The sequence below is a fragment of the Winogradskyella echinorum genome (assembly GCF_014297365.1).
Lineage (GTDB): Bacteria > Bacteroidota > Bacteroidia > Flavobacteriales > Flavobacteriaceae > Winogradskyella > Winogradskyella echinorum.
On the sequence record NZ_JACOQD010000004.1, the window covers coordinates 15,166 to 38,327 of the forward strand.

General features: G+C 31.0%; 20 protein-coding genes and 2 tRNA genes. 11 read left to right on the forward strand and 11 right to left on the reverse strand.

Annotation, left to right across the window (positions count from 1 at the left end; all coding sequences use genetic code 11):
- On the reverse strand, positions 1 to 657 hold the full coding sequence (locus tag H8K90_RS13335) for a CBS domain-containing protein (RefSeq protein WP_186846495.1): 657 nt from the start codon (positions 655 to 657) through the stop codon (positions 1 to 3).
- Between the two features lie 89 nt (positions 658 to 746).
- Between H8K90_RS13335 and H8K90_RS13340 the strand changes: the two genes are divergently transcribed.
- From H8K90_RS13340 to clpX, 6 genes are all read left to right on the forward strand, one after another.
- Positions 747 to 1,460 (forward strand): pyridoxine 5'-phosphate synthase, encoded by a 714-nt coding sequence (locus H8K90_RS13340; protein ID WP_186846496.1) that lies wholly within the window; start codon positions 747 to 749, stop codon positions 1,458 to 1,460.
- Between the two features lie 96 nt (positions 1,461 to 1,556).
- Complete coding sequence (locus H8K90_RS13345) at positions 1,557 to 2,321, forward strand: alpha/beta fold hydrolase (protein ID WP_186846497.1); 765 nt, start codon at positions 1,557 to 1,559, stop codon at positions 2,319 to 2,321.
- 15 nt (positions 2,322 to 2,336) lie between these two features.
- The gene (locus H8K90_RS13350) at positions 2,337 to 2,684 is read left to right on the forward strand and encodes a phage holin family protein (RefSeq protein ID WP_186846498.1); all 348 of its coding nucleotides are present in this window, start codon (positions 2,337 to 2,339) and stop codon (positions 2,682 to 2,684) included.
- 81 nt (positions 2,685 to 2,765) lie between these two features.
- Positions 2,766 to 4,088 (forward strand): trigger factor, encoded by a 1,323-nt coding sequence (gene tig / locus H8K90_RS13355; RefSeq protein ID WP_186846499.1) that lies wholly within the window; start codon positions 2,766 to 2,768, stop codon positions 4,086 to 4,088.
- A gap of 259 nt (positions 4,089 to 4,347) precedes the next feature.
- Positions 4,348 to 5,022: a ClpP family protease gene (locus tag H8K90_RS13360; RefSeq protein WP_186846500.1), complete on the forward strand. Its 675-nt coding sequence runs from the start codon at positions 4,348 to 4,350 to the stop codon at positions 5,020 to 5,022.
- Positions 5,023 to 5,175: 153 nt separating this feature from the next.
- Positions 5,176 to 6,405, forward strand: coding sequence for an ATP-dependent Clp protease ATP-binding subunit ClpX (gene clpX / locus H8K90_RS13365; protein ID WP_186846501.1), 1,230 nt, complete (start codon positions 5,176 to 5,178; stop codon positions 6,403 to 6,405).
- A 275-nt stretch (positions 6,406 to 6,680) separates the two neighbouring features.
- Here clpX and H8K90_RS13370 read toward each other — a convergent pair whose 3' ends face one another.
- The 3 genes from H8K90_RS13370 to H8K90_RS13380 all read right to left on the reverse strand — a co-directional run bounded on the left by H8K90_RS13370 (position 6,681) and on the right by H8K90_RS13380 (position 10,476).
- Positions 6,681 to 7,157 (reverse strand): hypothetical protein, encoded by a 477-nt coding sequence (locus H8K90_RS13370; protein ID WP_186846502.1) that lies wholly within the window; start codon positions 7,155 to 7,157, stop codon positions 6,681 to 6,683.
- Between the two features lie 448 nt (positions 7,158 to 7,605).
- Entirely contained in the window at positions 7,606 to 8,823 is a 1,218-nt protein-coding gene (locus H8K90_RS13375) for a carboxypeptidase-like regulatory domain-containing protein (RefSeq protein ID WP_186846503.1), read from the reverse strand.
- A 123-nt stretch (positions 8,824 to 8,946) separates the two neighbouring features.
- Positions 8,947 to 10,476, reverse strand: coding sequence for a GH3 auxin-responsive promoter family protein (locus tag H8K90_RS13380; protein ID WP_186846504.1), 1,530 nt, complete (start codon positions 10,474 to 10,476; stop codon positions 8,947 to 8,949).
- 54 nt (positions 10,477 to 10,530) lie between these two features.
- Here H8K90_RS13380 and H8K90_RS13385 point away from each other — a divergent pair, with 54 nt between their 5' ends.
- The gene (locus H8K90_RS13385; RefSeq protein WP_186846505.1) at positions 10,531 to 11,322 is read left to right on the forward strand and encodes a DUF2797 domain-containing protein; all 792 of its coding nucleotides are present in this window, start codon (positions 10,531 to 10,533) and stop codon (positions 11,320 to 11,322) included.
- Between the two features lie 55 nt (positions 11,323 to 11,377).
- Here the strand turns inward: H8K90_RS13385 and rpsU are convergent, their stop codons facing one another.
- From rpsU to H8K90_RS13405, 4 genes are all read right to left on the reverse strand, one after another.
- Positions 11,378 to 11,572, reverse strand: a complete 195-nt coding sequence (gene rpsU / locus H8K90_RS13390; RefSeq protein WP_008269492.1) for a 30S ribosomal protein S21 — start codon at positions 11,570 to 11,572, stop codon at positions 11,378 to 11,380.
- A gap of 219 nt (positions 11,573 to 11,791) precedes the next feature.
- The gene (locus H8K90_RS13395) at positions 11,792 to 12,655 is read right to left on the reverse strand and encodes a sigma-70 family RNA polymerase sigma factor (protein ID WP_008269491.1); all 864 of its coding nucleotides are present in this window, start codon (positions 12,653 to 12,655) and stop codon (positions 11,792 to 11,794) included.
- 112 nt (positions 12,656 to 12,767) lie between these two features.
- The gene (locus tag H8K90_RS13400; protein WP_186846506.1) at positions 12,768 to 15,422 is read right to left on the reverse strand and encodes an AsmA family protein; all 2,655 of its coding nucleotides are present in this window, start codon (positions 15,420 to 15,422) and stop codon (positions 12,768 to 12,770) included.
- A 230-nt stretch (positions 15,423 to 15,652) separates the two neighbouring features.
- Positions 15,653 to 16,357, reverse strand: coding sequence for a queuosine precursor transporter (locus H8K90_RS13405; RefSeq protein WP_186846507.1), 705 nt, complete (start codon positions 16,355 to 16,357; stop codon positions 15,653 to 15,655).
- Positions 16,358 to 16,428: 71 nt separating this feature from the next.
- Between H8K90_RS13405 and folK the strand changes: the two genes are divergently transcribed.
- On the forward strand, positions 16,429 to 17,556 hold the full coding sequence (folK, locus tag H8K90_RS13410) for a 2-amino-4-hydroxy-6-hydroxymethyldihydropteridine diphosphokinase (protein WP_186846508.1): 1,128 nt from the start codon (positions 16,429 to 16,431) through the stop codon (positions 17,554 to 17,556).
- Here folK and H8K90_RS13415 read toward each other — a convergent pair.
- From H8K90_RS13415 to H8K90_RS13425, 3 genes are read right to left on the reverse strand one after another with little or no spacing between them, the layout of a single operon-like run.
- A complete protein-coding gene (locus H8K90_RS13415) occupies positions 17,553 to 18,212 on the reverse strand; it encodes a class I SAM-dependent methyltransferase (protein ID WP_186846509.1) in 660 nt (219 codons plus the stop codon). The genes folK and H8K90_RS13415 overlap by 4 nt on opposite strands.
- 28 nt (positions 18,213 to 18,240) lie before the next feature.
- Positions 18,241 to 19,017 carry a hypothetical protein gene (locus H8K90_RS13420; protein ID WP_186846510.1) on the reverse strand — a complete coding sequence of 259 codons (777 nt, stop codon included), beginning with the start codon at positions 19,015 to 19,017 and terminating at the stop codon, positions 18,241 to 18,243.
- Positions 19,017 to 19,547, reverse strand: a complete 531-nt coding sequence (locus H8K90_RS13425; protein WP_186846511.1) for an RNA methyltransferase — start codon at positions 19,545 to 19,547, stop codon at positions 19,017 to 19,019. The genes H8K90_RS13420 and H8K90_RS13425 overlap by 1 nt, the downstream gene beginning before the upstream one ends.
- Positions 19,548 to 19,730: 183 nt before the next feature.
- On the opposite strand from H8K90_RS13425, the gene mutS reads away from it, so the two are divergent.
- From mutS to H8K90_RS13440, 3 genes are all read left to right on the forward strand, one after another.
- The gene (mutS, locus tag H8K90_RS13430; RefSeq protein WP_186846512.1) at positions 19,731 to 22,343 is read left to right on the forward strand and encodes a DNA mismatch repair protein MutS; all 2,613 of its coding nucleotides are present in this window, start codon (positions 19,731 to 19,733) and stop codon (positions 22,341 to 22,343) included.
- 94 nt (positions 22,344 to 22,437) lie between these two features.
- A tRNA-Gly gene (locus H8K90_RS13435) sits at positions 22,438 to 22,509 on the forward strand.
- Positions 22,510 to 22,557: 48 nt separating this feature from the next.
- Positions 22,558 to 22,641: transfer RNA gene (locus tag H8K90_RS13440), tRNA-Leu, on the forward strand.
- Positions 22,642 to 23,162: the final 521 nt, after the last annotated feature.

Sequence of the window (23,162 nt, forward strand, 5' to 3'; positions counted from 1 at the left end):
TTACATATTTAGATATTTGTTGAGATACTGCGAACGTTCTTTTAGGCTTTCTATATAAGAGTCTTCTTCATGGCCCGAAACGATATTATAACTGTAACGTCTAAAGGTTTGTATTACTTCGTTAAGACTTGCGTTGGCTATTTTTGCTGTTATTTGTACTAAATCTCCATCCATTTTAGAAATAAATGCTCCTAAAAGTTTAGCGTCGTTAGATTCAACTATCTGACTAATTTCACTAAAGGAATAATCATTAAGGCCTTTTTCTACAATTAAAATCCCGCCAGGTTCAGAGAAAAATGGTGTTTCATTAAATAAGTGAATTATATCATTAAGCTCGTAATAACCAAGATATTTATTGTTTTCACTTAAAACAGGCATAATGTTAGAGTCATTTTGAGCAAATGCTTCTAAGACATCTAACCAGTTTGTAGTAGGTCTAACAAAAAAACCTTCAGTGGCATATTTACAATCATTTATTGAAATGGCTCCGTCAAAACAATGACCATCCGTTTCAGAAATACAACCTAGGTATACTCCATCATTAAAAATAGGAATATGAGAATAGGTTAGCTGATTAAAAAGTAATTGTAAATCACTTATTTTATCTGTTGTACTTAGTGGTTTTATATCGTTTATGATAAAATCTTGTAGCTGCATAATGGACTTTAAATATCTTGCAAATTAATCAAAAATAACCATAAAATGCGTGTTGTAGTTTGTATTTTTGCTATTCAAAAGCTATTGATATGACCAAATTAAGTGTTAATATAAATAAGATTGCAACCTTAAGAAATAGTAGAGGAGGTGATGTGCCAAATGTAGTGCAATTTGCAAAAGATGTTCAGCGTTTTGGTGCAGAAGGAGTTACTATTCATCCAAGACCAGATGAACGTCATATTCGCTACCAAGATGCTTACGATTTAAAACCAGAAGTTTATACAGAATATAATATAGAAGGCAATCCAATTCCTAAATTTATAGATATGGTTTTAGAAATAAAGCCAACACAAGTAACCTTAGTGCCAGATTCAATAGATGCCATTACATCTAATGCTGGTTGGGATACAATAAAACATAAAAATTTTTTAATTGAAGTGATTAAAGAATTTAAAAATAATGGTATTAGAACATCCATATTTGTAGATCCAGACTTACATCAAATTGAAGGAGCTAAAGAAACCGGAACAGATAGAATAGAGCTTTATACTGAAGCTTTTGCACATCAATACAGTTTAGGAAACAAAGACGCTATTAAACCTTATATGGAATGTGCTGGCTTGGCAAATGCTATACAATTAGGAGTGAACGCTGGGCATGATTTATCGTTAGATAATATTAAGTTTTTTAAAGAAAACATTACAGGCCTGTTAGAGGTTTCTATAGGGCATGCTTTAATTGCAGAAAGTTTATACATGGGTGTTGAAAATGTAATTGGTATGTATTTAGATAAACTGAAATAAAAAGTGTCTCGCTAATACACAGAGACCCAAAGAAAAAATCATACAACATAATAATACAAAGCTTTGCGTCTTAGCGTTTTTGCTAGAAAGAACAATATGATATTACATTCAAATAAAATAGGAGAAGGAAAACCATTTGTAATTCTACATGGTTTTTTAGGAATGGGAGATAATTGGAAAACACTTGCAAAGCAATTTTCTGAATCTAATTTTGAAATACATCTAGTAGATCAACGTAATCATGGACGTAGTTTTCATTCAGACGATTTTGACTACGATTTAATGGCAGAGGATTTAAAACATTATTGCAATGAAAATAGTTTAGAAGACATCGTTTTACTTGGTCATTCAATGGGTGGCAAAACAGCGATGCTATTTGCAACAAAATATCCGGAATTAGTTAGTAAGCTTATTGTTGCAGATATTTCACCACGTTACTATCCAGTGCATCACGATGCTATTTTAGAAGGTTTAAGTAATTTAGATTTTTCTGAAATTAAAAGCCGAGGACAGGCAGATAAAGCTTTAGCCAATTATGTGCATGAAATAGGAACTCGCATGTTTTTGCTAAAAAATCTATATTGGGTAGAAAAAGGGCAGTTAGGATTGCGAATTAATTTACCAGTTTTAAAAGAAAATGTTTCTGAGGTTGGTGAAGCTTTGCCTATTCACGCAGCTTTCGAAAAAGACACTTTGTTTTTGCGTGGTGATAAATCTGAATATATTGGTAATGCAGATGAAGCTATTATAAAAAGACATTTTCCAAATTCAGAAATTATTACTATTTCTAATGCTGGCCATTGGTTACATGCTGAAAACCCAAAAGATTTTTATAAATCAGTGATGAATTTTGTATATTAGGTAAAAACCTAAATTATGAATTTAATTATTAGACTTTTGCTCAATGCTATTGCGGTTTTTGTTTTAGCACATATCCTAAACGGAGTAACTGTAGATGGCTATGTTGGTGCTATCATTGTTGCAGTAGTGCTATCAATACTTAATTTATTAGTGAAACCAATTTTGGTCATATTAACCTTGCCTATAACTATATTAACCTTAGGTCTTTTTTTGCTAGTTATTAATGCTTTAATAATACTTTTGGCAGATAAACTTATTGACGGATTTGGAGTTAGTAGTTTTTGGACAGCTCTTCTTTTTAGTATTCTTTTATCCATACTTCAATCATTGCTTCAATCTTTCTTAAAAGAAGACAAAAAGTAACTAAAATTCAAACACTTAAAACTGTTGTTGGGTTGTAAAAAATATTGTATTTTTGCAGCCCAATTTTAGTTTCAAATTATAATGAATATTACAAGAGAAAACATCGATGCATTAAATGCAGTTGTAAAAGTGGATATCGCTAAAGAAGATTATAGCGATAAAGTAGAGAAAATCTTAACAGATTATCGCAAGTCTGCTAACATTCCTGGTTTTAGAAAAGGCCATGTGCCAATGGGAATGGTAAAGAAGCAATATGGTAAAGCTGTATTGGTGGATGAGGTTAACAAATTACTTCAAGATGCTCTTGGTAAGTATTTAGTTGAAGAAAAACTAGATGTTTTAGGTAACCCATTACCAAAACCACAAGATGATTTAGATTGGGATGCAGATGCATTTACTTTTGAATTCGAATTAGGTTTAGCGCCAGAATTCGACGTAAACTTAAAAGGTAAAAAGGCAATAACACATTACAATATTGTTGCAGATGATAAAATGATCAATAATCAAATTGAGCATATCCAAAAACAATATGGTAAAATTGTATCTCAAGCAGAAGTAGAAAAAGATTCTGAAATCACAGGTACTTTTTTCAATGAGGAAAAAGAAATAGATAATTCTACAATGATTACGTTAGATAAATTAAAAGGAAAAACTAATCCTAAGAAATTTATCGGTGCTAAAGTTGGTGATGTTATCACATTAAAAACTAAAGGACTTTTTAACGATGATCATGATTTAATGACGTTTTTAAAAGTATCTCATGATGATGCTCATGGATTAGATGTTGAAGTTAATTTTGAGATTACTGAAATTAACGGAAGAGAATTAGCTGATTTAGATCAAGACTTATTTGATAAATTATTTGGACCAAAAGCAGTAACATCTGTAACTGAATTAAAAGATAAGATTAAAGAAGATTCTGAAAAACAATTTGCACAACAAGGTGATCAGAAATTATTAAACGATGTTACTGAATATTTAGTTGAGAATACAAAATTCGATTTGCCAGCAAGTTTCTTACAAAAATGGATGCAAACAGCAGGTGAAGAAGAAATGACTGAAGAGCAAGCTAAAGAAGAATACGAAAAGTCTGAAAAAAGCATGCGTTACCAGTTAATTGAAGGTAAATTAATTACTGAGCATAATCTTCAAGTTCAGTTTGAAGAAATGAAAGCTTTTGCCATGGAAATGATAAAAGGGCAAATGGCTCAGTTTGGTCAAATGAACCCTTCAGAAAAAGAATTAGAAGATATTGCAGCACGTATTTTAGGTAACCAAGAAGAGGTGAAGAGATTGTCTGAACAGTTAATGAGTCAGAAATTATTAAACCTATATAAAACTGAAGCGAATATTAAGACAAAGGAAATCACTTACGATGATTTTGTTAAAGAATTCTACAGTTAATTATAAAATTTGTTAAGGCTAAGCCTTAAAACATTAAAATGTTGTTCTGGTAAAAACGGAACCCAAAAATATTAGTATCTTTAAGGCGTAGAACTGAAAAGTTTTACGCTTTTTTTATGACTATAAAGAAGCTAATAATTCTGTCATTTTGAGCGTAGTCGAGAACTTCAAGGCTATAACGCTTAAAAGCATTTTGACTAGGCTCAATGTGACAGTTTGTATATAAAACAAACTCATTAATTAATAGATTAAAAAATATATGGATTACGGAAAAGAATTTGAAAAATTCGCAATAAAAGACCAGGGAATTAACAGTAATTATTACAGTAAGATTATAGAAAGCATGTATCCTTCTAATATGACGCCTAACATTATTGAAGAGCGTCAAATGAATATTGCTGTTTTCGATGTATTCTCACGTTTAATGATGGATCGTATTATCTTTTTAGGTACAGGTGTTAACGATCATGTAGCAAATATTATTCAAGCACAATTATTATTCTTACAGAGTACAGATGCTTCAAAAGATATTCAGATTTATATAAATTCACCAGGTGGTTCTGTTTATGCTGGTTTAGGTATTTATGATACTATGCAATTTGTAAAACCAGATGTAGCTACAATTTGTACAGGTATTGCAGCTTCTATGGCAGCAGTATTATTATGTGCAGGTGAAAAAGGTAAGCGTTCTGCTTTAAAGCATTCAAGAGTAATGATACACCAAGTAAGTAGCGGTACTCAAGGTCAGTTAAGTGATATGCAAATTGCTTTAAAAGAAACAATAAGAGTAAAAGAAGAATTATATGCAGTTATTGCAAAACATTCTGGACAAACAATAGAGCAAGTAGAGAAAGATTCTGATAGAGATTATTGGATGCGATCTAGCGAAGCTTTAGAATACGGAATGATTGATGAAGTTTTAGAACGCAAGTAATTGTAATTAATTGCGACTAAAAGTTCTAGAATAAAATTTAGTTAATACTGTCACATTGAGCCTAGTCGAAATGTTATATTTCAAAAGTTTCTCGTCTACGCTCAGAATGGCAGTAAAGTGTTTTTTTAAAGCACAATATTTTAAAGTTATAATATGGCAAAAGAAGAATTAGAATGTTCATTTTGTGGTAGGAAGAAGCCAGAAACAAATTTATTAATAGCAGGTTTAGATGCACATATATGTGATCGTTGTATTGAGCAAGCTCATGGTATTGTAATTGAAGAATCCAAACAAGCAGGAAATTCAGATCTCAGTGCAGAATTAATGCTAAGAAAGCCTAAAGAAATTAAATCTTTTTTAGATGAATATATTATTGGGCAAGAATATACAAAGCGTGTAATGTCTGTTGCGGTTTATAATCATTACAAACGTCTATTGCAACCACCAAGTGATGATGATATTGAAATACAAAAAAGTAATATCATTATGGTTGGGCAAACAGGTACAGGTAAAACCTTAATGGCTAAAACGGTTGCCAGAATGTTAAATGTACCTTTAGCTATTGTAGATGCTACAGTGCTAACTGAAGCTGGTTATGTTGGTGAAGATGTAGAAAGTATTTTAACGCGCCTATTACAAGCTGCAGATTATAATCTTGAAAAGGCAGAACGAGGTATCGTTTTTATAGATGAAATAGATAAAATTGCACGTAAGAGTGATAATCCATCCATTACTAGAGATGTTTCTGGTGAAGGTGTGCAACAAGCATTACTAAAATTGTTAGAGGGAACGGTAGTTAATGTACCACCTAAAGGTGGACGTAAACATCCAGATCAAAAATTTATAGAAGTTAATACAGAGCATATCTTATTTATTGCTGGTGGTGCTTTTGATGGTATTGAGCGTGTAATAACTAAGCGACTTAATATGCAAGCTATTGGCTATAGTTCTATAAAAACAGATACTATAGATGATGATAATATTTTACAATATATCATTCCAAAAGATTTAAAAGACTTTGGTTTAATTCCAGAAATTATTGGTCGTTTGCCTGTACTAACACATATGGATCCTTTAGATGCCAATACACTAAGAGCCATATTAACAGAGCCTAAAAATGCCATTATTAAGCAATACAAAAAATTGTTTGCTATGGATGAGGTTGCTTTTACTATTACAGATGGTGCATTAGATTATATTGTAGAAAAAGCTATAGAATATAAGTTGGGAGCACGTGGTTTACGTTCGCTTTGTGAGGAAATCCTAACCGAAGCAATGTTCGATTTACCAGGATCTGGAGAAACCAAATTAAACGTTACTAAAGCTTATGCAGAAGATAGGTTATCCAAGTCCACATTAAAAAAGTTGAAAGCGGTATCTTAAAGATTTCACTTAAATAAAAAATAAAACCACAATTTCTAATATTGAAATTGTGGTTTTTATGTTTAAGGCTAATAATTATATATTTAATATTACTTGATAGACCTTATTTTGTAATTACAACAACTGATTCTATCGAAGCATTTATGGTTTGATGACCACTCAAAGTATTATCTATGACTTCTACCGCTAGAATAGTAATCTTGTGCTTGGAATGAAAAGAAAAATAAGAGAAGGATAATAGTGTAAAAGTTTTTCATTTTGTTTAAATTTTATAATTATTGTTGTGCTATTGAGTTAAGTGCTATTTCTGCATAAGAATAGTCTGCAGGTGCAGGAAATGGTTCTATGCACGGTAATTTTAAATCTCCTGAGAAACTTATAGGTACAGAATCAGTAACATTTTTTAAATAATCGAATTCGACACCTATTAAATCTGTATCACAAATAATAAATTTTCGTTGGCAATTGTTACATCCTTCTGTACCTTGAAAAATCCAGAAACGGTTATTAAATTGGTCTTCATTAACATATTCGTCTTCGATTTCAGAAGTTTTATAAAATAACAACCCACTTTTTTGTACATCAATTGGTACATTTGGAAAGTGTTCACTTGGGACTGTGTCATATGTTTCCGAGTCACAGCCACAATCCCATGACGGACCCTCATTATCGTCATCATTGTTACAGGCTATATTAAGAGTTGTATATGCTAAGATGATAAACAATAGGAATAATTTTTTTAAACTTTTCATAAGATTAGGTTTATTATTCTAAGTTATAAAATAGCGGTTATCTTTTAGCGTAAAATTTCGTAACTGATGTTATTTTTCTAACTAAAATTAGGTAAATTATGAAAGTAATCTACTTTTTCGTAGCAAAATTCGCCTTATTTTGTTTGATACAAGTTTTAGCAAATAAAGAAGCGACACCAAACGTAATATTACGTATTAATATAATTTTAATGCATAAAAAAAACCACAATTTCACTATTTGAAATTGTGGTTTTTACTTAGTTAGGGATTGATTAATTTAATATTGATTGCAATATTTTATTAATGGGTTATTAAATAATGTAGCACATTTATTTGATGCTAATATATAGGCTTGTTTTTAAAGCAGAGCTCACTAAGCTTATTTATTAGACAAAAGTTAAGAATTTCGGTTATATGAAACTTTATTGCATTTTTTTGCGATAAAGGGTTAAGGCTTGCTTTTATTGTAAGTTACATTTGGTGATAACCTTAAAACGGCTCTTAATTGCTTTGTTTCTGATTCAAATTTAAGAGAGTAATCTTCAAAGCCTTCTTTTACAGCTACAAGTTTATAATCTCCAAAAGCTTTTACCTTAAAACGGTACGATGCGTCAATACTAGTGGTTTGGCGTTCTATTTCTTGGCCTTCACTATTTAATAATACAACAATAGAGTTTGGTAAAATTCTATTGTCTTCAGTTACTACCACACCTTGTAATTCTCTGTAAATGGCTTCAGCTTCAAAATGGTATATATTAAACCCATTTGATGCATGATTTTTATTAGATGAGAATACTCCTGTATTATTATCAATAATCATGTATCCAACTTCATCTTTTATTGAATTGATTGCATATCCTAAATTTCTAGGTTTAGAATAAACTCCATTGGTTATATTAGAAATAAAAATATCATATCCGCCAATACTATTAAAACCTTTAGAAGAATAATATAGCTCTTTACCATCAGAAGACGTGTGAGGGTATTTCTCATCTTTCGATGAGTTAACGTAACTTCCTAAATTAATAGGATTACCAATACTACCATCTTCGTAAATAGCTGCCTTATAAAGATCAAAACCACCAAAACCTCCAACCATATTAGAAGCAAAATATAGAAATTCACCGTTTGCAGATAAATGTGGGTTTTCAATAGAATAACTGTCACTGCTAATTGAAAGTTCTATATGATTGTCCCAATTACCATAAGAGTTCTCTTCTAAAGTAGCTTTATATAGTTTATAGTTTTTAGAGTTTTCTCTTGTACTACGGGTATAATATATAGTATAACCATCTAAGGAAAAGGCCACTTGCCCTTCATTGGCTTTTGTATTTAAAATTCTACTAAACAATAATGGAGGAGAAAAATCGCCTTTTGGCTTTATATCCATACAGAATAAATCTGTGTAAGGTTCATTTGTTACAGGATCAACGTTATTACCTAATGCACCAATTTTTTTGGACGATACAATAACTAGTTTGTTTCTAAAAACTGCGCTGGCAACTTCAGAGTATTTGGAGTTTATCCTAGAAACATTAACATTAAAAACGTAACCGCTTTCGTTTAATGCATCAACTTTAATATTTTTAACTGGGTCTGTTTTGTGTGAAGTGCCATTAGTAAATAACATTACAGCTATAGCAACCACATAGAGGGTGAGTTTCATAATTGAGGGAATTATGGATTAATAATATAACAAATTACTAATCAAAAAGCGAACACTCAGTATTTTACATGATTTATTAGTTAAGACTCATTTTTATTCGACAATCTAATATAAAACACAAATTTATCCGATGTAATTACCTGAGTTTAGGCGCAATAAGGCATCAACATAATCTCTAGAGTTAGAAAGACGAGGTACTTTATGTTGTCCTCCAAGCTTGTCATTTTCTTTTAACCAATCGTAGAATAAATTAGGTCTTGCACTATGGATTAATGGTTTGTTTAATGTCATATTATTCAAACGCTTGGCTTCGTAATCAGAGTTTAATGACTTAAGTGCATTATCGAATAATTCTTCAAATTGAGACATATTATCTGGAGGATTCTTAAATTCTATAATCCACTCATGTGCTCCCTTTTCTTTACCTTTCATAAAAATTGGGGCAGCTGTATAATCTACAATTTCTGTAGCTGTATTTTTGCATACTTTTTTAAGTGCTTCTTCGGCATTTTCAATAATTAACTCTTCGCCAAAGGCATTAATGTGATGCTTGGTTCTACCAGAAACTTTAATTCTATGCGGACTTAAACTGACAAAGCGAATGGTGTCTCCAATTTTATATCTCCATAAACCAGCATTTGTAGTAATGATTACAGCATAATTGGTATTAAGCTCTACTTCACTCAACGGAATTACTTTTTGGGTTTCAGTGCCATATGTATCCATTGGTATAAACTCATAAAAAATACCATAATCTAACATGAGGAGTAGATCACTTGAGTTATTTTGATCTTGAATTGCAAAAAAGCCTTCAGAGGCATTATAAATTTCGTAGTATTTAAATTTATTAGAAGGTAATATAGCTTTATACTGATCTACATATGGATTAAAACTCACTCCACCATGAAAGTAAGCTTCTAAGTTTGGCCAAATATCAAAAAGATTATCTTTCCCTGTTTTCTCTAAAACATTGTTTAGAAGTACTAGCATCCAGGATGGAACTCCCGCTAAACTTGTAACATTTTCCTCTATAGTTTCATCAACTATAGCAGCCATTTTAGTTTCCCAATCACTCATTAGAGATACTCTGCTACTAGGAGTACTACTAAACTCTGCCCAAAAAGGCATGTTATCAATAAGAATTGCGCTTAAATCTCCAAACACAGTTCCGTTTTCTTTATATAATTCTTTACTACCACCTAATCGTAAGCTCTTACCAGTAAAGAGTTGCGAATCTTCATTATTATTAAGATACATGCAAAGTAAATCTTTACCTGCCGCATAATGGCAATCTTCTAAAGAATCAGTGCTTACAGGAATAAATTTACTTTTAGCATTTGTGGTTCCACTCGATTTAGCAAACCATTTTATTGGTGTTGGCCAAAAAATATTTTGTTCACCATTTCTAGAACGCTCTATTAAAGGCTGAAAAGTTTCGTAGTTAACAACTGGTATGCGCTCATTAAATTCTTTATAAGTTTTAATCGAAGCAAAATCATATTGTTTACCTACTTCAGTATCTTTTGCAATTTTTAATAAGCTAAAAAGCAATTCATTCTGTACTTCATTAGGATATTTTAAAAACAATTCAATTTGATGAAATCGTTTTTTCAAAAACCATGAAGCTATGGAATTTACTATAGGAATTGGCATGGATTACTTTTCTTTTGGCTAATTTTGTATTGCTAAAAATACTAAATTTCTTCTATGATTTATCAAGGTGTCCTTACTAAAATGCAAACTGAATTTTTAGAACCTATTCAATATTATTTGGTATTTGATAATGATTTTATACATATGAATCAATTATTAAATAAATCAATTGAAATGAAACTTGTTGGACATCAATGTTTAAGCTGTGGGTTAGACAAACCAATATATAGACAAGGATTCTGTAGAACTTGTTTTTTCGATAAGCCTTTGGCTGGTGATTGGATTATGCGACCAGAGCTAAGTACAGCGCATTTAAATAAAGAAGATCGTGATTTAGAATATGAAAAGAAAGTGCAATTACAACCACATATTGTTTATTTAGCAAATTCTAGTAATGTTAAAGTAGGCGTAACGCGCAAAAGCCAAGTGCCAACACGTTGGATAGACCAAGGTGCACATGAAGCTATAGAAATTGTGGAAGTACCAAATAGGTATTTAGCCGGTATAACCGAAGTAGCCTTAAAAGATTATGTTGCTGATAAAACTAATTGGCGAAAAATGCTAAAAAATGATATTGAAGATGAAGATTTAATAGAATGGAGGCAAAAACTAAAAGAATATATACCAGAAGAAGCAAAGGATTATTTTATTGAAACTAATACAGAAACACATCTAAAGTTTCCGGTGGAGCAATACCCAATAAAGCCCAATAGTTTAAATTTAAAAAAGCAACTTCAATATTCTGGAGAGTTGGTAGGTATAAAAGGACAATATTTAATTTTTAAGGACCAAACCGTTTTTAACATTAGAGCTAATGAAGGCCTAGTGGTTGAAATAAATATTTAAAAACAAAAAAGAGCAACAAAAATGTTGCTCTTTTATAATTTTATATAAGAAAAGACTATACGTTTTCAGCGTCTCTTAAACCTTGAATGTACTCAGCTTTCTGAATTTCTCTTCTTCTTTTTACAGAAGGTTTAGTGAAATAACGAGATTCTCTTAAGTTTTGCATAATCTGTACATTTCTGTGCTTACGCTTGTAACGTTTAAGAGCTCTTTCTATGTTTTCTCCTTCTTTGATTTCGATTTTAATCATTATATCGATATATTTTTGTTATCTAATTCTTGCAAATGGTCGGCAAATATATGCTAACTATTTGAAAATAAAAAATTAAATCTACGTTTTAGAATAATATTTTAAACTTTTAAATTTAAAATGCATTTAACAACTAAAAAAATAGCAATTAAATTATAAATTGAACCATTAAATAAGTCTAGTTGCTTAAATCTAACAGCGTAGAGATCTATAATTAAATTATCCTAAATAAGTTTTTAAGATTTTACTCTTACTAGCATGTCGTAATCTACGAATTCCTTTTTCTCTAATTTGTCTTACACGCTCACGAGTTAAATCGTAAATTCCTCCAATTTCTTCAAGAGTCATTGGTGGTTGATCACCAATTCCAAAATTTAATCTAATAACATCACTCTCTTTTTGCGTCAGTGTTTCAAGAGCACGTTCAACTTCAAGGTTTAGAGATTCTTTCATTAAGTTTTTATCTGGCCTTGGAGATTCCGTTGCGCTAACAACATCATAAAGACTGAATGTTTCTCCATCTTTTAATGGTGCATCCATAGATAAGTGACGACCAGAATTTTTCATAGATTGTTTAACCTCACGAGCACTGATGTCTAACTCACGAGCAATTTCTTCAGCATTTGGAGGCCTTTGGTGAAGCTGCTCCAAGTGAGAAAATGCTTTGTTAATTTTATTTATGGTACCAATTTTATTTAATGGTAAACGTACAATACGAGATTGTTCTGCTAAGGCTTGTAGAATAGCTTGTCTAATCCACCATACAGCATAAGAAATAAATTTGAATCCTCGTGTTTCATCAAAACGTTTTGCAGCTTTAACTAATCCAGCATTGCCTTCATTAATTAAATCTGGTAATTTTAAACCTTGATTTTGATATTGCTTAGCTACAGAAACCACAAATCTTAAATTGGCTGTAGTTAATTTATCTAATGCAACTTGGTCACCTTTTTTAATAAGTTGTGCAAGTTCTACCTCTTCTTCTGCAGTAATAAGTGGAATTTTACTGATATCTTGAAGATATTTATCTAACGATTTATCTTCTCTGTTGGTAACCTGCTTGGTGATTTTTAATTGCCTCATATATCCTTTAGAAATTTAGTGAACCTACATTATAATCTAATTATTTAGAAAAGCAAGTAAAAATGGAATATTTAACAGAAATTGGGAGAAATGTACGGTTTTAGCGTAATTTTCAATTCTTTTTAGTTGAATCTTGGGCTTTTTTATCCGTAGTTTTTTTCTTTTTGCCAAAAATACCTCCCAAAGCATCCTTTATACCTTCTTTCACTTTATCTTCAGCTTTGTTTTTTGTACTATCAGTTTTTGTAGAATCAGTTGTTGTAGTAGAGTTTCCACCTAAAACACCTCCTAATAAATCATTAATTTTGTCTTTGCCTTTACCAATTAGCTTTTGTTTTTCTATTTCAATGAGTTGTTTCGTTAAGTTAGAAACCCCACTCGTTAAATCTGTAGTAATATTTGGACTAGAAAATGTACCTCCGATATTAGCCGTTACAGGAATTGTAATTTTATTTACTTCTGCATCATTTATTTTTCCTACCAAACGGTTAACTTCACTACCTAAATATTTTGCTGGTACTTGCAAAACAGCACTATAATTCATGGAGTTAGAAAAACTATGAGTTCCTGATACTTCAATAGGGATGTCTTTATAATTAATCGTGAAAGGTTTTACAGAAACCTGACCGTTTTCAAAACTTAATTTAGTTTTTATGTCTTTTAAATCTAGTTTATCTAAATCTAAGAAATTTAATTTACTACTTAGTCCAGATAATATGGCACTTTGCTCTGTATTTACTTTATCTGTTAATACTTCAGCTAGCGCATCTCCAGTTATGGTTGCTAGGTCTGGCGAGAAGTTTTCATCTAAAATACCACTCAAATCTATTGTAGAGTTCAGTTTACCTTGTAATACTTTGGCTATAGGTGCTAAAAATTTCAACATTTCTAATTCTTTAAAAGATTGCGAAATATCAAATTGCTGCATAGCAAGTTTCATATCAAATTTTGGCTTAGCCTCTTTTGTAGAAACATTACCCGAAATGCCTAATTGACCATTAAACAAATCTGTAGTCATATTTTTAAGATTGGCATTTTGGTCTTTAATTAATAATTGCCCTTTTACATTCTTTAAATTTAAATTATCATAAATAACTGTTTTTGCATTGGCTGTAATAGTACAATCTAAAAAGTCTGGGATTTTAAGAGACTCAGCATCAGAAGTTGTTTTGTTAGACGTTTCTGAAGCAGCTTCATCTTCAACCATAAAATCTGAAATGGCAAAGGTGTTAGAATTCACATTAAAATTACCTTGTAGTTTTTTATCGCTCAATAAAAACCCGAGAAGATTATTTATAGTTCCGGTTGCTGAGAAATCACTTTTACCAGTTAAAGCATCAAAATTGTTAAGACTAACTGTACCTGGCTTAAAAGTTAAATCTGCTTTGTTAATCTGAATTGGGTTTACAATATCCTCAGAAGAGAATATAAAGTCAGAAATTGAAACAGTACCATTATTTTTAATACGTTGGTAGGCATTAGTTTCAATAGCATCCATATCAAAAGATGTATTTAATTTTCCTTTTAATATTCCACTAAGCTGATTTTCTAATTCAATAGGATAGGCTTTAGAGATATTAGCTAAATTTAAAACTCCATCTAAGTTGGCATTTACTAACATATTGCCTGTTAGGTTTTTGATATGCGCTTCAGACTTAAAGACATCTTCGTCTATTTTAAAATCGAGTTGATTTAAATCGACATAAGTATCATCAACATTTCCTGTCGTATTTTTTACGGAAGCGTTAATCATTATATCTCTAACACTTTTAGGTAAATCAGGATATTTAAAAGAGGCATTATCCGAACGTAAATTAATATCGAGATTAGGAATTGTTTCTTCTGAAACCAATCCTTTAATAATACCATTTACCGTAAAATTACCTGTAGTATTTACACTTTCAATATTTTTTGCATAGGCTTTTGGAATTACAGCTAAAAAATCTTTAAAAGAAGATTCAGGATTTTTAAAACTGATGTCTATCTGTTGTCCTTCTTCCACCATCTGAACAAATCCTTCAAACTCTAACGGCAAAGCATTTATGTAACCTTTATTTTCTTTAAACGTATATTTTTCTTGTTTTAGGTCTAAATCAATTAAAGCATTGAGCTTTATAATATTATTGCTCAGGTATTCTGTACTGTCAATAGACATGCTAATTTTAGCTTCGGTTTTAGTGTCTAATTCAGATTGTTCACCAGAAAAAATACCTTTTCCATTATGATTTATTTCGGTAGCGTATAGTTGCGTATTTGCTCCTTCATCTATATAGGTAAATGCACTATTGTTGAGTTCGTAATTTTCAATATCAAAACTAAAACCGCTAGATTCATCATTATTATTGGTTACTTCAGTATTGTCATCTTCCTTTACAATATCATAATTTGTAGTACCATTTTTATTGGTTATTAGGGTTAACAACATTTCATCTGCGATGATTTCGTTAACGACTAAAGGTTCTTCTCCTCCTTTAAATAATTCACCCAATGGCATTTCAAAAGATAAAGACTTGGCGGTTACTAAAGTTTCGCCCTTAAATGGTGCTCGGTTAATTATTTTTAAATTTTCAACATTGACTTCAGCTTTTGGAAAGCTACTAATTAGGCTTAAGCTAATATCATCAAAACTTAAATCGGCATCTAAATTTTCATCCGCATAATTTTGTACAATAGTGTCTATTTTAGACTCTAAAACAAAAGGAATAGCGATAAGAATTGCAATGAAAATTAATAATACAATACCAATAATCTTGAAAATTTTCTTCATAACGAGGAGTATGGTTTTAATATAGGTTCTATATATTATACGCAAAAGTCATTAGAATAGTTGTGATTTTATTAAACTTTAAGAAGACTTTAATGATTTAGTAACATTAAAAAAGCTTCTCGATACAATTTCTCATACTTCAAAATTACTCGAAGTGACGAAAGGTTAGATTTTTAACGTCAGTTCGAGTGAAATTGCTTTTTTGCAATTTTATATCGAGAACAAGGAGTTTAGAGTAAGTCAATTTCTTCATTTACTTTTAGTTTAAATCGTTTTCTAAACAAGTAAACTCCTAAATACAAAAATGGTGTGTCGCAGAAGGCTACTAAAACTTTAAATAAGAAGCCGCTGATTAAAAGACCTTTAAAATTTTCCCATTCGATTATACCAAAAGAACAAAGTAAAAATACAATTGTAAATGTATCTACAAATTGCGAAAACCAAGTTGAGAAATTATTACGTAGCCATAGGTGTTTTCCTTGTGTTCGTTTTTTCCAGAAATGATAAATCTGAATATCAATAAACTGAGCAAATAAATAGGTGAGCATACTTGCAAATACTGCAATTGTGGAATTGCCAAAAACTGTATTAAACAAACTATTATCAACAGGAGACCACGACGTTGCTGGTACAATTGAAGCAGCGTAAATAATCAGTAATGAAAAAAGTGAGGCAAAAATTCCAACCACGACAACATCATTAGCACGCTTTTTACCATAGATTTCACTAATTAAATCGGTAATAAGAAATGTTATAGGATACGGCAGAATACCTACTGAAATCTCGAAAAGTTTAGATCCAAAGATTTCTATATCGACAGGATACCAATAAAAAAACTTCTGAAAAATTAAGTTTGAAACGACTAATGAGGTTATAAAAAGAGCACCAAGTAATAAATATATACGTTGCGCTAAAAGCTTGTCTTTTAATGGCATTGAAAATGGTTAATAAATAGTTTTAGTAAAGATAAAGGATTAATTATTCTTTTAGTTATTTTGCTAATTCGATGACATCTAACAAAACCATTTATATAGCATTAGGAAGTAACAAGGGCAATAAGATGCAGTTTTTGCAATCTGCCATTGATGCTGTTTTTGAGAAAATTGGTGCGGTTGGTAAAATTTCTAAGGTATATGAGACACCAGCTTTAGGTTTTGAGGGAGACAATTTTTATAACGCTTGTATAATGGTGAAAACCGAATTGAAGCCTAAAAAATTACTCAAAGAACTTAAAGGCATTGAGTCTAAATTAGGTAGAGCAAAGAAAACTAAAGATAGTTACGAGTCTCGTGAAATAGATTTAGATATTTTGTTTTATGAAGATGAGGTTATAAATGAAAAGTCCTTAATTGTACCGCATCCAAGTTTACATTTAAGAAGGTTTGTTTTACAGCCGCTTGCTGATATTGCAAAAGATATAGAGCATCCTGTGTTTAAAAAATCTATTGCAGTTTTATTGGAGGAATGTAAAGATACATCGCAAATAGAAGCAATTAGAATATGGTTAAAAAATCCAAAAAAGAGCTACAGTTTTAGTGATTTTAATTTTATTGCGATTGAAGGTAATATTGGTGCAGGGAAAACAAGTTTATCTAAAAAAATAGCACAAGATTTTAATGCCAAGCTCATCTTAGAACGTTTTGCTGACAATCCGTTTTTACCAAAGTTTTACAAAGAGCCAGAACGTTATGCCTTTACTTTAGAAATGTCTTTTCTCGCAGATCGTTACCAACAAATCTCTGACGACTTATCGCAATTAGATTTATTTAAGGATTTTATGGTGAGTGATTACGATGTACATAAATCGTTGGTGTTTTCTAAAGTGACCTTGCCAGAAGACGAGTTTAGATTATACCGAAAACTGTTTTATCAGGTATATAAAGACATTGCTAGGCCAGACTTATATGTCTATCTCTACCAAAATACAGAGCGTTTACAAGCTAATATTAAAAAACGAGGGCGTAAATACGAAAGTGAAATAGAGGATGAGTATTTAGAAAAAATAAATTCTGGGTATTTAGAATTCTTAAAATCTCAAACCGATTTAAATGTGAAGATTATAGATATTTCTGATCGTGATTTTGTTAAGAATCGTGAAGATTATTTGTGGTTGCTGAATGAGATAAATGGCTAAAAAAGTGAATAAAGAATAGTTGTAATTCTACCCTTATTCTCGCTAAGAGTAGTTTCACTAATAATTTCTGATGATCTAACCTTGAAATTAAAAGGTGCAGCCAACAAATCTAAACCACTATTCTGTTTTAACCTTATCCCTTGACTAGCAATTTTATCCTTATTGGGTTCAAAATTACCATTCGGTAAATGCTCTGTAAGAATAATGTACTTGTAATCTAAAAGTTTGTTGACAATACTCTTTATTTCTTCATTAGATAAATGCTGAAGCACTTGTCTTAGTATAATACAATCTGTTTTTGGTAATTTATCTTTTGAAATATCTAAACAATGAAACTCAAGATTATTAGCCTGAAACAATTTTTTATTTCTAATGATTAGGTCTTCAACAATATCTACGGCAATATATTTTTTAGTGTACTTAACTAAATGTTTTCCAATATTAAAATCGCCACAGCCCAAATCGCAAACGGTTAAATCATTGTTGTGAGAACTTAAAAAAGAAATAACAGCATCTAAATAAGGCTTTATTATTGTAGCCTCGTGAGAACCTTCTCCAGAATAAAAATCGAAATCTTTACCACCCCAAAGATGTTGCTCGTAAATTTGTTGCATTACGGCTTTTGTAGGCCATGGTGTTTTTGTTTTTTTTGACATTTTTATTTAAGAACCACTTTACTATTTTTTAATAGTATTCAATTTCTCTGTAAGTAATTTTATTCAAGGCTTTGTTCTTAATTTCTTTTTTAACTATCCAGTTATTTTTCTTGTCAAGAATATATTTAAATCTTGTAATACTAATTAATTTATCATTTTTATCAAACTCTTTTTCAAGTTTTAAAAGTTTGCTTTTTCTCCATTTATAAGTAAATCTATTATGCTTGTATTTAATATCCGACTTAGTCCAATCCATTTCTATTGTTCTCTCTTTTTTATCGTATTTTTCTTTAAGATTTATATAAGTGGAGTAATCATCTTTAATTGCATCTAAATACTTTTCATAATAAAAATAGTTGCTAGAGATTAGTTTATTATTAGAATCATAATAATACAATTCTTCAAATTTGTATTCTTTTTCATTTCTAATATAATTGAAATGTATTTTAAATAATAGTTCATTACGATATTCGTAATGGGTTTTAATATTGATAGAATCTCTTTCAAGATATGAGTTAGAATAAATTATTTGATTATTGTTGTTGTAATAAAACTTAGTTTCATTTTTACTTTTTGGAATAGAATTGTTATAAATGGTTCTTATACTTCTTAGCTTTTTTCCATGTATATCATAAAATGTTTCATTTGTTTCAGTTATAGAGTTATGATATGTACTATCATTTAATAACTGTCTATATGTTTCTGTAATATTTATTCTTTTAATTCCTTTTTTTGAAAATTCACTTTGAGAGTGACACAATTGAATTGAAATAAAAAAAACAATAATTAATTTTATCAGTCTCATTAGTCTTTAAGTTTACTAAACACATCCCAAACCACAACACCACAGCTTACAGATATATTTAATGAATGTTTAGTGCCATATTGCGGAATCTCAATAACTAGATCGCTGGCATCAACAACATCTTGTGCCACACCTTTAACTTCATTACCAAAAACAAATGCGTATTTAGTATTAGGTCGAGGTTTAAATTCGTTGAGCATCTTGGCGTTTTCAGCTTGTTCAATAGAACAAATAGTTACACCTTCAATTTTTAACTTTTCAATTATTTCTAACGTGTTTTCTGCATACTCCCAATCTACAGTTTCTGTGCTGCCAAGAGCTGTTTTTCTAATATCGTTATGAGGTGGTTGTGCAGTAATTCCGCAGAGATAAATTTTTTCAACTAAGAAGGCATCACTTGTTCTAAAGACAGAGCCAATATTATTTAGGCTTCTAATATTATCTAGAATGATAATGATTGGTGACTTCTCAGCTGCTTTGAACTCTGAAACATCTAGTCTGTCTAATTCTTCGTTTTTTAGTTTTCTCATATTTGTCATTCCTGCGAAGGCAGGAATCTATTTTTTATTACAGCTTGTGGATTCCTGCTTCCGCAGGAATGACAGTATAGTTTATCAACACTTGTAGATAACTTATAGGTTTTAAGCTTCAATAAGCCTCAAAATATAAGTAAATTTACAATCTTACAATTTCAACAAAAATAAAGAAAACCATTGGCTAAAAAAGTAAAAAAAGTAACACCATTAATGAAGCAGTATAATGCCATCAAGGTTAAATATCCTGATGCCTTGTTATTGTTTCGTGTTGGGGATTTTTACGAAACCTTTGGTAGTGATGCGGTAAAAGCATCTAAGATTTTAGATATTATCTTAACCAAGCGTGGTGCTGGTAGCGATAGTGAAACAGAGCTGGCAGGTTTTCCACATCATTCCTTAAATACGTATTTACCTAAACTAGTAAGAGCAGGTGAGCGTGTTGCCATTTGCGACCAATTAGAAGATCCTAAGCAGACTAAGACTATTGTAAAGCGTGGTGTTACGGAATTGGTAACGCCAGGAGTGGCTTTTAATGATGATATTTTACATTCAAAATCAAACAACTTTTTAGCGGCTGTCCATTTTGATAAAAAATATATTGGAATTTCATTTTTAGATATTTCTACAGGAGAATTTTTAACATCGCAAGGTAATGCCGAGTATATTGATAAGCTACTTCAAAATTTTAAGCCAAGTGAAGTTTTAATTTCTAAACAATGCAGAAAAGTATTTGCAGAGACTTTCGGAAATGATTTTCATACATTTTATCTAGAAGATTGGGTATTTCAAGCAGATTATGCTAATGAGAGCTTAATTAAACATTTTAATACTAAAACCCTTAAAGGCTTTGGTATTGAAGATTTATACGAAGGCATTATTGCATCTGGTGTTGTGCTTCATTATTTAGGTGAAACCAGACATAATAAGTTAGAACACATTGCAACAATTTCTAGAATAGCAACAGACGATTATGTGTGGATGGATAAATTTACCATAAGAAATCTAGAATTATATAATTCTACCAACGCTAATGCGGTAACGCTTATAAATGTTATAGATAAAACGATTTCTGCAATGGGAGGACGAACGTTAAAACGTTGGTTAGCATTACCATTAAAGCATGCAGATAAAATAAAACAACGTCATGAGGTCGTTCAATTTCTATTAGATAATGAAGTTGTACTTCAAAAAATACAAGGACAGATAAAGCATATTGGTGATATAGAACGTTTAATTTCTAAGATTGCTACCACCAAAGTGAGTCCACGAGAAGTTATTCAACTTAAAAATTCATTGGAAGCTATTGTGCCAATCAAATCTTTAGCTGAGAACTGTAATAACGAAGCCTTAAAAGTTTTAGGAGATAACTTAAATAATTGCGATTTACTCAGAGAAAAAATTAGGCAAACCTTAAATGAAGAAGCTCCTGTAAATATTTTAAAAGGAAATTCTATTGCTGAAGGATTCTCAGAAGAATTAGATGAGCTAAGAGGTTTGTCTAAATCTGGAAAAGATTATTTAGACAATATGTTGCAGCGCGAAAGTGAGCGCACAGGCATTACATCTTTAAAAATAGCGTCAAACAACGTTTTTGGATATTATATTGAAGTTAGAAACTCGCATAAAGATAAAGTACCAGAAGAATGGATACGTAAACAAACCTTGGTAAATGCTGAACGTTACATTACAGAAGAGCTTAAAGAATACGAAGCAAAAATTCTTGGTGCTGAAGAGCGTATTTTAGCCATTGAGCAACAGTTATTTGCCGAATTGGTGACGTGGATGCATCAATTTATTATTCAAGTACAACAGAATGCTCAGCTTATAGGACAATTAGATTGTTTATGTGGTTTTGCAAGCTTAGCAAAAACTAATAAGTATAATTACCCACAAATTGATGATAGTTTCGATTTAGAGATTAAAAATGGTCGTCACCCTGTAATTGAAAAGCAATTACCGTTAGGAGAACCCTATATTGCCAATGATGTTTATTTAGATCGCGAATCTCAACAAATCATTATGATTACTGGACCAAACATGTCTGGTAAATCGGCTATTTTAAGACAAACCGCTTTAATTGTTTTATTGGCACAAATAGGAAGTTTTGTACCTGCAGAAAGTGCTAGAATTGGGTTAGTAGATAAGATATTTACTAGAGTTGGTGCCAGCGATAATATTTCTATGGGAGAATCTACGTTTATGGTAGAGATGAACGAAACAGCGTCGATTCTTAATAATATTTCCGACCGAAGTTTGGTACTGCTGGACGAAATAGGAAGAGGAACCAGTACTTATGATGGTATTTCTATTGCTTGGGCAATTAGTGAATATTTGCACGAGCATCCTGCAAAACCAAAAACCTTATTTGCTACACATTACCATGAGTTAAATGAAATGACTGAAACATTTAGTCGTATAAAAAACTTTAATGTTTCAGTAAAAGAACTAGAGGACAATGTTTTATTTGTGCGTAAGCTTGTTGAAGGAGGTAGCGAGCATAGTTTTGGAATACATGTTGCAAAAATGGCAGGAATGCCACAACAAGTTATAAGAAGAGCTAACAAAATTTTATCTAAATTAGAGAAGTCACATTCTAGTGAAGAGCTAACAGACAAGGTAAAAACACTAAAAGACGATCTGCAGTTAAGTTTTTTTAACTTAGATGATCCTTTATTAGAAGAGATAAAGGATGAAATTTTGCATACAGATATAGATACATTAACGCCTGTAGAAGCCCTAATGAAGCTTAATGAGATTAAACGAATGCTTGTAAAGAAAAAGCAAGCTTAAAAGTTTTTTAATTTATTTAGAAAAAGGCTTTGCATTTATAAGAAATATTTTAAATTTGCATCCGCTTTTAAAGCGAAATAGTTCTTTAAAAATTGCGAAAGTAGCTCAGGGGTAGAGCATCACCTTGCCAAGGTGGAGGTCGTGGGTTCAAATCCCATCTTTCGCTCTATTCTTTTATAAAATACCAATTTGATTACAATGTCGTAATCAGGATGCTGAAGTGGTGGAATTGGTAGACACGTTGGACTTAAAATCCAATGTCCATTAGGACGTACGGGTTCAAGTCCCGTCTTCAGTACAGATGAAAAGCCGAAACGAAAGTTTCGGCTTTTTTGGTTTAAAAATATACGGAAAGCTTGCTTTCAAGTATGTTTTTAAACCAAAAAAGCAATTCATTTTTATGAATCGGCTTTTCTCAAAATGTTGAAACTGGGACTCGGTTAAGCCAATTCCCGTCTTCAGTACAGATGAAAAGCCGAAACGAAAGTTTCGGCTTTTTTGTTTTAAAAATAGCTGAGAGCTTACTTTCAAGTGTATTTTTAAACCAAAAAAGCAATCCAATATTTTGATTTGGCTTTTCTCAAGATGTTGATATAAAACTCCGCGAAGCCATTTCTTATTCTTAGTACTTAAAAATTCACATTAAAAAATATAAACAGTATTGAGTAAATATACCTATACAATGTCATTTCAAGCGTAGCGGTTTTTACTATGTTTTCTAGTCTTCTTTAATTTTTATACCTTAACAACATTAATACAAATTAAATTTATGTTGTTAAATATTAATAGGCAGGTTAATTTTTGCCTAGTATTATTTTT